Origin of the sequence: Mesotoga sp. Brook.08.YT.4.2.5.2., from assembly GCF_003351125.1 — a bacterium.
In the GTDB taxonomy this organism is placed as follows: Bacteria; Thermotogota; Thermotogae; order Petrotogales; family Kosmotogaceae; genus Mesotoga.
On sequence record NZ_JPGZ01000050.1, the window covers coordinates 21,935 to 35,320 of the forward strand.

General features: G+C 44.3%; 10 protein-coding genes and 1 tRNA gene. 4 read left to right on the forward strand and 7 right to left on the reverse strand.

Annotated features, from left to right (window positions below; translation table 11 throughout):
- Window positions 1–102: 102 nt before the first annotated feature.
- Together Q502_RS12135 and Q502_RS12140 are read left to right on the forward strand one after the other, a co-directional pair.
- The gene (locus tag Q502_RS12135; RefSeq protein WP_102818793.1) at window positions 103–390 is read left to right on the forward strand and encodes a hypothetical protein; all 288 of its coding nucleotides are present in this window, start codon (window positions 103–105) and stop codon (window positions 388–390) included.
- Window positions 374–649: a type II toxin-antitoxin system RelE/ParE family toxin gene (locus Q502_RS12140; RefSeq protein ID WP_258001641.1), complete on the forward strand. Its 276-nt coding sequence runs from the start codon at window positions 374–376 to the stop codon at window positions 647–649. The genes Q502_RS12135 and Q502_RS12140 overlap by 17 nt, the downstream gene beginning before the upstream one ends.
- Window positions 650–1,578: 929 nt before the next feature.
- On the opposite strand, the gene Q502_RS12145 is transcribed toward Q502_RS12140, so the two are convergent.
- Window positions 1,579–1,983, reverse strand: a complete 405-nt coding sequence (locus Q502_RS12145) for a helix-turn-helix transcriptional regulator (RefSeq protein ID WP_102818795.1) — start codon at window positions 1,981–1,983, stop codon at window positions 1,579–1,581.
- Between the two features lie 478 nt (window positions 1,984–2,461).
- On the opposite strand from Q502_RS12145, the gene Q502_RS12150 reads away from it, so the two are divergent.
- Window positions 2,462–2,818, forward strand: a complete 357-nt coding sequence (locus tag Q502_RS12150) for a hypothetical protein (protein ID WP_102818796.1) — start codon at window positions 2,462–2,464, stop codon at window positions 2,816–2,818.
- A 115-nt stretch (window positions 2,819–2,933) separates the two neighbouring features.
- Here Q502_RS12150 and Q502_RS12155 read toward each other — a convergent pair whose 3' ends face one another.
- The 6 genes from Q502_RS12155 to Q502_RS12185 form a co-directional block, all read right to left on the reverse strand.
- Complete coding sequence (locus tag Q502_RS12155; protein WP_102818797.1) at window positions 2,934–7,766, reverse strand: DUF4011 domain-containing protein; 4,833 nt, start codon at window positions 7,764–7,766, stop codon at window positions 2,934–2,936.
- A gap of 697 nt (window positions 7,767–8,463) precedes the next feature.
- Complete coding sequence (locus Q502_RS12165) at window positions 8,464–9,207, reverse strand: DnaB-like helicase C-terminal domain-containing protein (protein ID WP_102818799.1); 744 nt, start codon at window positions 9,205–9,207, stop codon at window positions 8,464–8,466.
- A gap of 301 nt (window positions 9,208–9,508) precedes the next feature.
- Window positions 9,509–10,297 (reverse strand): alpha/beta fold hydrolase, encoded by a 789-nt coding sequence (locus tag Q502_RS12170; RefSeq protein WP_102818800.1) that lies wholly within the window; start codon window positions 10,295–10,297, stop codon window positions 9,509–9,511.
- A gap of 210 nt (window positions 10,298–10,507) precedes the next feature.
- Window positions 10,508–11,881, reverse strand: coding sequence for a M14 family zinc carboxypeptidase (locus tag Q502_RS12175; protein WP_180977891.1), 1,374 nt, complete (start codon window positions 11,879–11,881; stop codon window positions 10,508–10,510).
- A 195-nt stretch (window positions 11,882–12,076) separates the two neighbouring features.
- A tRNA-Pro gene (locus Q502_RS12180) sits at window positions 12,077–12,152 on the reverse strand.
- A gap of 91 nt (window positions 12,153–12,243) precedes the next feature.
- Complete coding sequence (locus Q502_RS12185) at window positions 12,244–12,708, reverse strand: hypothetical protein (RefSeq protein ID WP_258001642.1); 465 nt, start codon at window positions 12,706–12,708, stop codon at window positions 12,244–12,246.
- 263 nt (window positions 12,709–12,971) lie between these two features.
- Here Q502_RS12185 and Q502_RS12190 point away from each other — a divergent pair, with 263 nt between their 5' ends.
- The gene (locus Q502_RS12190; protein ID WP_112109550.1) at window positions 12,972–13,343 is read left to right on the forward strand and encodes a NifB/NifX family molybdenum-iron cluster-binding protein; all 372 of its coding nucleotides are present in this window, start codon (window positions 12,972–12,974) and stop codon (window positions 13,341–13,343) included.
- Window positions 13,344–13,386: the final 43 nt, after the last annotated feature.

Consider the following 13,386-nt stretch of genomic DNA (forward strand, 5'->3'; position numbering starts at 1 on the left):
GCTATTGAAATAGTGAGCCTGACAGTTTTGATCTAAAGCAGGAGATCATATGTTTTCGTGTTATACTCAATACACACATAGTGTGTATAAGGCGGTGATCGCATGAAAGATATTCCGGAAACCAAAGAGAGACACAACATCATGATGACGCCTTCTTCATGGAAGGTTCTGAAGGAGCTAGGTCGTGTACAGGGCAAAAGCGCCAGTGAAATCATTGAGACGGCTCTATGGAATCTCATAAAGACCGAAGGCTACAACTCTCTGTACTTCAAGATAATGGCTAACGCCGAACCATGCGACCCCGAAGAGAATGAGGAACTCACAAGGATACTGGATCAGATGACGGAAGAGGATCTGGAAATCGTCGATAGCTATGAGTTACCGGATTAGCTTCACGAGAGTGGGCAAACGGCAACATGAAAAGCTCAATACCGCGGTTAAGAATAGAATAGACAAAAGCTTCCAACAGCTTGTAGATTACTACGACGGAAAGGCGATGGAGAAACCGGACGTTAAAAGTCTTTCGGGTAAATACTACGGACTACTTCGATTGAGGGTCGGTGATTACAAAGTCATTTTCCAGGTGCGAGGAGATGAGTTTGTAATTCTTGTGGTTCATATAATCAAACGCGGAGATGCATATAGATGAGAGAAGTTTCTATAGATACCTTTCTGTGATCTAAAAACCAAATCTGCTATCATTCTAATGTTATCTTCTATTTTCTATGGAATCCTTTTCACAGGGGACTTGCTTCAGGACTTGCGGGAACGCGATGTTCCAATTTGTGCAGTTTTAGCATATACAAACTCTAAAATATAAATTTGTGTTAAATAGTGTTAAATAGGGTCAGACTCCATTTTCACACTAAACGAGAAATCGAAGATAATTCTGTGAGGATATTCCTAAGGATAGAAAAGAAAGGTTAAGCGGAGCCCTTTGCCTGCTCCGCCCACGGGGACACCCCCATGCAATGAAATTATATCACTTTGCCATCCTTTGGAGAGAGTGATCTCTCTTGAGTAGATTTAATTATGATGCATTACGGTGATCGACAATAAAAGAAGATGCATGTTGCACGACCATAATGAAGCATCACTTGATGTTTTCCATGGAAAGAAACAAAATCGATTTTCTGGATCAAGTAAGCTCGCATTTTCTCCACGATTGAAGATAGTTTGTCAGGTGAAGCTCTGAGAAAGCCAATATAGCAAAAAAACGAAACGAGAATCAGAAATCGCGAAAACGGTGTGAATGCACCACGACGGAGATCGTATACTATCGCCAGATCGTCAACGCAGACTCCTATTATTTTTGCCTGTCCATTCTAATATAGATACTAATCCAGAAAAATGGTCAGACTCGTACTCCGGAGAAATACCGCTACGTGTAATGAAGATGAATGCAGATCCCTGCTGAAGAATTCTTCCCTTTCTTTCCGTATTTGTTTGTTCAAGTGGCGATAGTGATATCCAAACATTCAAATGACTTCCAGCACACACTTGTAATCCGATTTGTACCAGTTTCATGTTTGGTAGAGACATTTATAGCAAAGCAAGTCATGAACCTGAGAGTCTGATCTAGGCGGTTATCGATTCTTCTGAAGCCTTTTGTAAAAGGTTAATTAGGAATTCTTCTGGTGAGGTATTAGCCTCGTCGCTTAGTTCTCTTAGTTTCTCCGCTGCCACGTTGGAAAGACTGATGCAATTATCGGCCTGCGCTGTTATTAGGATCTTGCCTCCAAGAGCATTGACGAGTTTGTGCATCATCTGGTAGGAAAGATTCTGTTTTCCTGCCTCTATTCTTGAGATATTCGGAACGCTTATGCCGGTGAGCTCGCTTAGATCCTTTTGAGTCATACCCTTCTCAACTCTGAGTTCAATCAGTTCATCTATGAAGTTTCTTAAAGGTTTTCTCTCATTGTATATGCGTGCGAATTCCTCGTTCTTCATTAGATTAGTCTTTAGTTTATCAAAGCCTGTCATCTATAACACCACCTTTTAGATTTAGATAGAAACTCACTTACATTAGTATATTATCATATATGATAACGCCAATTGATGTCTCTTTTTGTTCTTGCCAAGAAGGAAGAACGGTATTCGGCCAGAAAAAAACCCAGAACCCGGAATTAACTGTTTAGCCTCTAATGTTGGTGTATTCCAATCTGCAACTACTACCCGGGGAGAAAACAAATGACAATCCTGAACCAGTCTGTCAATTGTGATCGACTGATCCCCACATTGCTTAATATGGTAGACTTACTGTGGTTGTCCGTTTAATGCGTCACCAAACCGATTGTGATCTTTGAGATTGCAACCCACCTCTAGTTATATATTGCAATCAACTGAATATTCCATCTTTTTCCCCTGTGTCAGACCCAAACCAAACCTGACGTCTTGTACTTGTGTGTTTTCGATTACTCAAATCGCTGCCCAAGTGGCATCCAAGAGGGAGGATCCTAGCATGCATGCAATCGACGAAAATGGAAGATCCGTGATCCTGAACGAAGACGGAAGCTGGCAGTTTGACAACTCAAAGGAATGGCGAGTTGTAAGAACCTATATGGGAGATTCGACAACAAAGAAAACGGATATGTTTCAGATCACTTATCCCCAGTGGAGGGCTCGGGTATCTACAGAAGATACTGTTTCAATTTATTGGCACGAACCTAAATCGGGTCATGAAGAAAGTCTTATAAGTTTAGGATCTCCCTCTTCTGACGAGAGTTATGTCTACTTGAAAGGAACCTTTTACCTAGACATTTTCATCTCAAACGGAAAATACAGAATAGTTGTTGAAGAGAAAGTTCCAGCAGAATAAGTGCCATCGCTTAATACGAAACAGTTGGAATTCAGTATTTTCGGCATAGTAGTTTTACTCAATATGGAAGCCCACCGCATTGTAGATAATGCAAGATTTATGATGATGCGCCCAATTATTCTTTTCTAATACTCACTTTCCCATCTTGAATCTGAATCTCATGGTTGCGAATAAGCAAGCTGACTTCATTGTCTATGACATTCGAGATGTTCGTTCCCGTCCTCTTGAAACCGAATAGTCTTGCCACATCTGTCTTCAAGTCCTCTCTATCCATTGTGAACGCGTGTTTCAGACAGAGTTTTATGGCCTCTTGAATCTCCACAGGCGGGATGTGTTCGGGTTTTCTCATATCATCTCTGCTGGCCGATCGTCTTGGAAGTATCCTTTCGTTGCGCTTGAGCAAAAAATCTCCCTGCAGAACATATGAATCCCTTGGGAATTGTGCCATAACATACTCCCGTAGACTCTTACGGGAGATATTCCCGGATTTTGTATACATATCCCAGTTTGCCTGGAGTAAATCAGGGCGAGTATCGAAAAGCATGATAATCCTCGACACTACCTCATCCAAATGAACCGGGGCCTCTTTTTCAATTATCGCCCCAATAAGGCTATACAATTGAATAACTTTCTGCAATGAGACTAATTTGGTTAGGTCATGAGGTGAGAATCTTTCATACAATGGAAGGGTCGTCTCTTCTCTTTTTATTGATGGCAAAGGATTTTCGACTATCAGCTCATCATTGATGTTAAGTGCTTCGGTATTTTCTGAAACGGAGCCAGCAGCTTCTATCTCTGCAATGACTCTCTTGATTTCCGAACTTCTGTCGAAGATCCAATCTCTTGACCAGATTCTGATGATCTTCCAACCCAGATTCTCAAGGACTTGTTGGCGTAGCCTGTCTCTATCTCTTGCAGTTCTCGCGGAGTGATACATGGCTCCGTCGCATTCAATTCCTGCGACATACCTTCCAGGATGTTCATTGTCAACAATTGCCAGGTCTATCCTGTAGCTGGAGCATCCCACCTGTTTGTGTACATTGAACCGGCGTGCGGTGAGTTCCTCAAATACCTCCTCTTCAAAGGGCGATTCAAATTCGCCGTCAGTGTTTTCGGTCTCTCTCAAAAGGAATTCCCTGCTTCCTCCCTCTTCAGCATAGTTCAAATATTCTCTTAGGGCTCTTACTCCTGGGGTCTGTATTTCAGCAGAGATGTCTGCTCCTCTTATCGAACTTACAACAGTGACTTTCCTCTTGGCTCTCGTTATCGCAACGTTGAGTCGTCTTTCTCCTCCATTTTTGTTTAGAGGACCAAAGTTCATGGTCAGCTTTCCCGAAGCATCTCTACCATATCCAATGCTGAAGATCATCTCATCTCTCTCGTCACCCTGAACATTCTCAAGATTCTTCACGAAGAAAGGTTCAAGTTTATCCTCGCCGAAGAAATCCTCGACAGACTGATCCTGGGAACGAAGCTCTTCAATTCGGTCAAGGATCGCCGTCTGCTGAGCTTCACTGAAGGCAACTACTCCTAATGAAACACCTGCCTTTGTCCTTGCATGGCTCATAACCATCTCGGCAACTCTGCGTGCTTCTTCAATGTTCTTTCTGCTCTTTGCTCTGTCATAAACTCCATTCGAAACATATTCAAAGCATATTCCGGAATCAAGCCCGTTAAAACTGCTGCTGGGGAAAGTGCTGAGTCTATTCATGTAAAAGTGATAGTTTGAGAAGGCTATCAATGATTCGTGGCGGCTTCGATAGTGCCAGAGAAGTTTCTTTTCTGGAAGACCAACCGCGCTACATTCGTCGAGAATGCTTTCGAGACTCTCCAGATCGTTCTCTTCATCTGTCATTTCGGCTTCATCGGGTTCAGAGATTCTGAAGAAGCTTGTGGGAGGAAGCTGTTTGTTATCTCCAACAACTACTACCTGCTTTGCCCTCATGATTGCTCCCACTGAGTCTTCCGGAAATACCTGGGAAGCCTCGTCAAAAATGGCGACATCGAATTTGAACTTTTCCGGATCGGTGAATACGCTTACTGAAAGAGGGCTCATCATCATGCATGGTTTCAGAACTTGAAGGAGGTTTGGCGTTTCCGAAAATAGTCTTCTGATTGATTTATTTCGTCTCTTCTTGGCTATCTCTCTTCTCAGAATAGATGTCTCGGCACTTCCAGAATTCACAAGATTGGAAACCGGAATCCTCTGGGCGAGGAAAGAAGCCAGTCTCTTTCTGGCATACAGCTGTTGTTTTGAATCAAGTAGCCGGAACTCCTTAACAAGAAGATTGTGGTCACTTGTGGAGAATGAGTTCAAAACCTCATCCTTTGCGTAGAGCTCCGACAAGAGGTTGCTATAAAAACCCTTTAGGAAGACTTTGTCAAGCACATCGGACCCAACTTCACTTTCCCTCGCTCTTTCGAGAAGGTCTTCCAGTCCAGCCTTCTCGAGAAAAATGATACTCTTCTTCATTGAAAGCCAGTCATCAAGTTTTGGAAGCGACTCTTGTAGTCTTTGGACAAAATCTTCAAAGCCTTCAAAGTCCGAAAGAGACTTGCCGTCAGAAAATGGTTCCGTGATAACCATATCGGATACTTCCTCTAGATCCTTGAAAAATGAATTTGTTGCCGTGATTGCACGCTTCACCCAGTCACTCCTGCCTGATATTGCCTGCTGGTTTTGGTTTCCTTTCGGCAATATAGAAAAGAATGAGAAGTATTCAATCAGCTCCCTAAGGTCTGATTCACTACTTCTCAAAGCTTTCTCCAAGTTATCATAACTCTCGTTGAAGCTCTTGATTACCCCTTTTGAGCTTTCGAGAAGACTTATCAACTCTTTCTCGTTGCAGGCTTTTGTCATCAGTCCACATTGGGAGAGAACTCTTTCCGACTTCTCCAAATCTTCTACGATTCTCTCGTAATTTAAAACTCCATCATATTTAAGCGAAGAAAGGATGCGGACATTCTTCTTATAACCTCCAAACAACCTACCAAAAAAGCTGTTGTATGAGCTCGAAAACTTTCTTTGAAGCTCATTGTGATTCAACTGAAGAATGGCCGGTCGATATCTCGTCAGAAGCGAGACGGTCTCCTCAAATAACTTGACAGATTTGAGAGCATTAGAGATTCCCAAAAGTGAGCGAAGAGCATCAAACTGACGGGTGACTTCACTGTGAGAAACCTTGACCTCATCTATCGCGCTCTTTAAGTTAATGAAAGAATCTCCATAACTAGATGGAAGTTCTCTCCTAATTGTTGAAACATGAGAAAGAACCTCCTCTGCCAACTTCAAGGCCTTTTCTTCGGCCGAACTTCCGGACTCAAACAAGTCAAGAATCGTTGAAATCCTAGAATTTGCATATTCGAGTTCCTTACTGATAGACGATCTCCACTCAAGGGATGTTTCCTCGCCTATCTTCCTTAGTTTTCCTATAGTGTCTCTTATCTTCGTCAGCGATTGACGAATGCGCATTACGAAAACGGCATCAGGAGCAACTGCCTTGACTTTGTTAAGGACATCCTTCTTATGGTTGCGATAAATTTCGGCGTGGCGCTTCAAGTTGTCAAGATTGTTGATAATCTTGTCCAGTTGATCATGCGTGAGATCTTGTAGTTGTGCTACATCAAAACTCACAAGATCTACGTCATGCAAAGCTGCCAGATTGCCGTGAAGCTCAAATGCTGAAATCTCAAGAGAAGTTCTCTTTTTGTGCAGTCTTCTAACATAGCTGTTGAGTCTTTCTCTTATCTCCTTGAGTCTAGAGAGTTCACGCTCCAGGCTTTTCGTATCTACAGCATGGTTGTTAGCTTCATTTAGCACTCGTTCCAGCTCGTCCAGGACCACTCTCTTCCCTGTTTTCTTACTGTGAAGCTCCAGGCAAAAATCTCCCAATTCACAATCATCCAGACGGCGCTTTACAACTTCGAGTGCTGCCATTTTCTCGCTTACGAAAAGGACTCTTTTACCCTGACTCAGGGACTCCGCAATAATATTCGCTATCGTCTGACTCTTTCCAGTCCCGGGAGGTCCCTGTATCACGAGGTCTTGACCGCTTTTCACGGCAAGGATAGCCTCTTGCTGACTCGAGTCGGCATCTAGTATCTGATAGCAGTTGAGAGGATCGTTTTCTACATCCAAATCTGGAAGCTCGTCGTGTTCATTATCTGGTGCAATCAACGGCTTCCCTTCTGCAATTGTTCTCAACACAGAGTTTTCGAATATCATGTCTTCATAGTTCTCAAGGTCTTTGTACATGGCAAGCTTGGCAAAAGAGAAGACCCCTAAAGCCACGTCTTCAATAACCGACCAGCCCTCGATCGGTTCAATTAGCTGTCTGACTTTTACAAGTAGATCTCTTAGGGTCGACTCCTCAAGCGACATTTCCTGATCATAAGTAGATTCCAGGTCAAGGCCAAATTCCTGCAGTTTTTCGGAAAGTGTTGGATTAAGTACAATGTCGTCATCGATGATCCTTACGGAATAGGGTGAGGCAATTGTCTCGCGGCTAATGGAAACTGGAACAAGGAGTAAAGGTGAAATCACAAAGCTCTTGTTATAGTCAACTTCTTTCCACTTGAGGAAACCGAGAGTCATAAAAAGGGTATTGATTCCCATTTCCTCGTAAGAAGTCCTCGACTTGAGTTTTAGTCTATTGAGAACAAGATTCATTTCCTTTTCTTCGCGGTCAGCCTGTATCTGATTTGCTTTAAGGGAAATAGTGGTTTTATTCTCTTGCTCTTCATCATCTTCTGGAGGAATGGGAATGAAGCTCATCTGTTTTTCTTGGAGAACGATCTTATTGAAGATCTCGCTGCTTGAAGGGTTTATCAGCATCAAATTGCTCGTCTTGCTGGTCCTGAAGTTGATTAATCTGTTTCTCATTGTGAGATCTAGCAAAGCTTTCTTCCACTTGTCGATCTTAACGGAAACAGCGTCATTGTTTTCCATGGGATCCCTCCAGAAGCCTATCTCATACTACCGGTCTAAACTGAATAAACTAAATGATACACGCAAAATGCTGACTCAACTCATCGAAGAGTCTTTCTTTCACTTAGATCAAAGATCCGTCCATTCTGGTTGGCAGAACTGATTGGCATCTTGAAATTCAACACTTGAGATGCACTTCTCAGGAAATCTCGAATTGCTAATGTTAACTCTGTATCTCCATATGTTCATACATTGCAGAAAACAGGTTAAGCTCATTTGTCTAGAGAGATTGTATCATTTTGTAAGCAAATGAAACAATGTGAAGACCTAGGAATAATTTTGAGATATTTGGAAAGCAAACCCCGAAAGTGCACACTCTGGTAAATTCAAGATCAATGTTTGAGCTGGCTTGATTATTGAATCATCGGCAAAATACGACGTGGCATAACTTGAGGCAGAGTCTTCTTTCAAGACTTCTTTTGCTTTTAACAACCGTTCGTCTACCTTTCGTTTCAACCATTTTCACCTCTCTTTCTTCTGTGAAACTTAGTGTACTCCTATCCAGTAAGTTGTAAGCATTAAGTAAAAGAACTTCCATGCACCATAAATCATATGTGCAAACAGTAATCATCTTCGCTTCAAAAAGAGCTGACATTCGAAGAAAGCAACTCTAGACCCACCATCTGTCCAAGGCTAAAGGCTTTCTTGACTATTAGGTCTAGTCGTTTACGACAGCCTTGCTCCAGTCAAATTGAAGAACTTCGGTGAAATCTACGTCGAAGCCACCGGCTCTGGATAAGGTGATTTCAACCTTGTCTATTCCATTTGAACTTGACCAATGATCAGATGGGCAATGAAGCAACATAATGGTATCGGCTTCTGCCAAGTATGAACCGTTTCCTTCAAAATCCTCTATTCTTGGCATCTTTCCAGCATTTCTGTACGCTGAGTGTTTCAGCTTGGTCGCAACGATGAATACAATGCCCAGGGTCATTCCAACTTGCTTTAGAAGGCCACAAGCTTTCCTCTTTCCTGACAGGAGGTAAAGGTCGTCGATGAAGAAGATTTCTATCCCTCTAGAGTGATGGAGTTCGGCAGCAACTTCTATCGTTCTTTCTATGCTACGTTCCTTCAAATCTACAATATCTAATGTGAGCTGCTTCAGTTCATACAAACTGCGATTCAATTCATCTAATTCATCTGTGGGCAGATCTTTCGTATCTTCCAGCTTTAGCTGTGATCCGAAAACTCTTCGCAAAAGTCTTGTCTGAAGGTTTTTGGAAGGCTCGCTACATGATAAAAAGGCAACCCGCCCACCTTCAAGTGCGAATTTATATGCCAGGTTTAGCAGAAGCGTTGTCTTTCCGCTCATATGGAGTCCTCCAACCACTACTAGATGCCCGCTTGTTATTGGTTGGAGACAATTAGATAGACCTCTGTAAGGCCAGTTCAGATTCTTCATAAACCACCTCGAAGTATCTGCCGTTGATCTGCTGTTAAGCTTACCATTCCACAACTTAAATCTATACTACAGCAGCTACACTGCCTTCATTAAATAGGGTCAGACTCCTGTTTATGCTTTGGCGAAGAGGTTTGTTGAATTCCGTTTACGCCTGGATTCAGAATGATTACATCAAGCAGTTCATGAACCTTGCGCTCCCTATGCTCGTTTTGTGTCGTGGTTCCTTTTCTTCGAGATCTTGCTGAACCAATCAGCGTTTTTTGTCAATTCCAGCCTCTGCATATTCGGATGTCGAGAGAGATTATCTTTTCTCAAGTTCTTCTTCTACAATCCTGTAGAACTCTTCTCTGGCATGTCTTTCCATCCAGGGCATGTGACCGCATCTTTCCAGAAGTCTGAACCTGAAATTCTCAAGTACCCTTGAAAGCGGGATCTCGACACCCTCTGCCGGATGGGGATCGTAATCGCCATGGACCGCGAGAACGGGACAGAGAATCTTCCTGCCATTCTCGAGAAGCTCTCCGCTGAGCCTCATCTCTGAGGCCTCTGTCCATACGCTCTTGTATGTCTCTGCATCGATATTGACTTCGACTCTTTTGGCATCTTCGAGAAGATCGAAGTGGTCTGTCTTGGCCAGGAGTTCTCTGAACTCAGATAGCAGTACTCTATCTTTCAGTTCTGCATTGTTCAGGAGGCTCATGAGCTCTTCCGCTCTAGCCTTTTCTTTTGCGTCAAGACGGTTCAGGCGAGTATTCAAAATACCGGAAGCGTGATGCTGCTCGAAAGGACCGCTGCTTATGAGTATTATCCTATCCACGAGATCGCCATGCTCTGCCGCAAACAAGAAGACGAGCCACGCTCCCCACGAATGTCCCAGAAGAATAACCGGGGAACTGCAATAATTCTCGACAATCTCCCTTAACTCCTCTATTTGTCCGGACACCGTCTTCTTTGTCTGATAAGGCTCCAGAACTCCCCGCTTCCTACCCAGCTCTCTCGCGAGGGGCGCGACTCCTCCGGCCGCTCCAGGTCCTCCATGAGCGACTACAACTCTGTATGGAGGATCGCCGTGCATTCTGAGATTGTCCATCTTCTGAACCTCCGCTTAGATGTGCTCTTATTCGTGTCTAGCGATTGCCAGGCATCTACAACTCCGGCAAGTCAAGCTTAGCCGAAATCGGCGAAAAATGGGACAGAAGAGAGGAACTAGTCAGTCCCTATTTTCGCCTCGTATGAACTGGATGCCGAAGCCGTATTCCATCGTTTTCTCTAAGCCCTGCCGAGGAATATCTTGATACTACTAGCTTCTTTCGAGAGCATAAAGAGCGGCATATAGTCCGCTCATCAGCTGTATTTGGACGAGTTTCTTTATGGGGATAATCGTGTACTCGAGTTCCTTCTCCAGTTTGTCGCTCATGTCCTTCATGTGCCGATATGCTTTCTCTGCGGCAGCTTTGAACTCATCGTCGTTCGTCTTCTCGTAGTTGAGAAGCATGATCCTTCTGAGCATTCCCCACAAAAGCATCTTGTAGGTCTTGGAGACCTGCTGGTTGTCGAAGGCTTCGGCCACAGTCGCTTTCTTTTCCAATTCCTTGGCGGTCTTCGCCCAGTTCTCCTGTACAGGGAGGTGCCTTTCGGAGGATTCAAGAAAATCGTCGAGAGCGGTCCGCAGAGGAGTATCGACCACGAGCCTGTCCTTCAACGGGAAATAGATTTCTTTTATCTTCTGGTCCTCCTGCTTTGTGTCTTCGATATTGGCAAGCACAAGATCCCTCCTGATGAACTCCGTTTCGGAAAGATCTTCAATTTTGGGATTGTAATAATACGGAACTTCACATACCAGCTCAAATACCTTCTCGTTGAACTGCTTTCCGTACTCGTAGCTGCAGGTTCCCGCCTTCCCGATTATTTCTGCCGGATCCCTGTCTGTATTGGCTGCGTAGTAATCGTAGCTGTCTCTCATCGTCGGCATCTTGAAAACTGCTTCGGCGAACTTGACTGCATACGGCATCTCCGGCTCGCCAAGCGCTGCCGGGATATTCTGGTCTTCGTAGGCCTTCTCGAATATCGGATAAAGGATCGGAGCATCGTCGGATATGTAGTTGTAGACTCCCCCAAAACCGGCATTGTGGAGGCTATATATGAAGATCGGCTTGACCTCTTCGATTATGTTCATCAGAGCTCTCGTCTCGGGAATCGGATCGTTGTTGTCGAGAGTCTTATACTTTATGGGGAAGGTCCATTCTACCTGTTGAAAGCTCGCAGGCCTGTAGAAGTTCAGCGCATAGTTCAAGGGCGTGTAAGGTCCTTTGAACCAGCCTTCGTTCAACTTTGCCCCGTCGTTGTCGGCTACCTTCACTATGTACCAGCTCACGTCCTTAAAGGTATTTCTGAAGGCTTCATTTTCGACCAGCTGCTGAGATAGATAGTCGAGCATCATGCTTCCTATCGGTTCATTTGGATGCGGAAAACCGTACATCAGTATCGCCCTGGAACCGTTGCCGATCTTCAAACAATAGATCGGATCTCCGGCCATCGATTCACCTATCTTGTAGAAGCTGGCAAGATCGGGGTATTGCTCCGCGAGTTTCCTGCTCGACTCGTTCAGCTCGTCGACCGTCTTGAAGTATTCGTATTCCGGTACATTCTTGATTACCGCCTTAATTGAATCCATAACTACCCCCTTTATATATAGTGACAGGCGACCTGCCTGTTGTTGTCGCCTGTTTGGAGCTTCGATTTCTTGACAGTGAATCTTTGGTTGTAATAGCTTCCTGGAAGAACGCATGAACCAAGAGTCTTCTTGAGAAGGACATCTAAAGTATAACCCGTTCTAATATAAAAAACCCCCGAACGAATCGAGGGTTCTTGGTCGGGGCAACTGGACTTGAACCAGCGACCTTCTGCGCCCCATGCAGACACGCTTCCAACTGCGCTATGCCCCGTACTCGAAGATTCTATCACAGTTGGGATTACCTTTCAAGAGCAGAACGACGCCCCGAGCAGCTTTCAAACAATGAAAAGTTGCTCTGCGGGCTACTCCCTGACCTCGAACGTGAGGAAGTCGATCTCTACACCACCGCTGTCCGAGTCATTCAATCTGAAGTCGTAGAATCCGGCATCCCATGGAGCGGTAAATACTATCAAACCGTCTGTCATGCCGCCGACGTAAGCATACTGAATGTCGTGCAGGTCGTTTTCGGACTCGCTTCCATGTGGAATATCAGAGGGAACGATTCCGATCCAGGCGTAAGACTCTAGTCCCGAAGTTCCGAAGAAATAGAGATTGATCTCTTCACCGGGAACGAAAACAAGTTTGTCAAGGCTCATGTACTTGGATTCCAAGGGAAACTCATCGTCCGCAACATATACCAGACTCTCGATCTCATCCAAGTAGAATTCGTAAATCGAACCGTCTTTCAGAGTGATTACCAATAGACCATTCGCAAGTGCAGTGATCCATAGTGCCGCAATTATCAGTAAAGCAAAAGTCTTTTTCATGCCGCACCTCCTCCATGATGATTCTCTCACAATCACTCATTCAGACGGCCGTCGTTTCATTCCTCCCTCAAGAACTATTGCTTCACCAGAAACGGATGGACAGTCTCAAAACAGGAGGCATTTTAGTCATTTCTTTCCGGCAAAGCCGTGAAACTGATCTCCCCTTGAGGAAGAGCAAATCAGATCGCAGATGCTATCATAACTCAGTCTTGTTCGAATGCTATAATATATGTTAGATGAATATAGGTAAGGAGGTAGTTTTTGTGAAGATCGCAATTCCCATTGTTGATAATAACGGTCTCAAATCCAAGATTTCAGAGCATTTCGGTCACTCTCCGTTCTTCGCATTCGTAACTGTGGAGAACAACGAGATTGTCTCTCACGAAATCGAAGCGAACCCTTTTGAACAGCACGAGCCGGGCGAGATTCCAGGCTACGTGAAGAGTAAAGGCGCCGATGTGATAATAACAAGAGGCATGGGCGGCCGGGCAAGACAGTTCTTCGAGACGCTGGGCGTACATGCCATTACCGGGGCCAGCGGGACCGTCGAAGCGCTAGTAAGAACCTACATTGAAGGCGAACTTTCCAGCGTTGAATACGAGCCCGAAGACCATGGAAAGTTCCACAATCACTAGAAAAAAGACGACGGAGCATATATGAGAAGTATGAGAGGAAGAC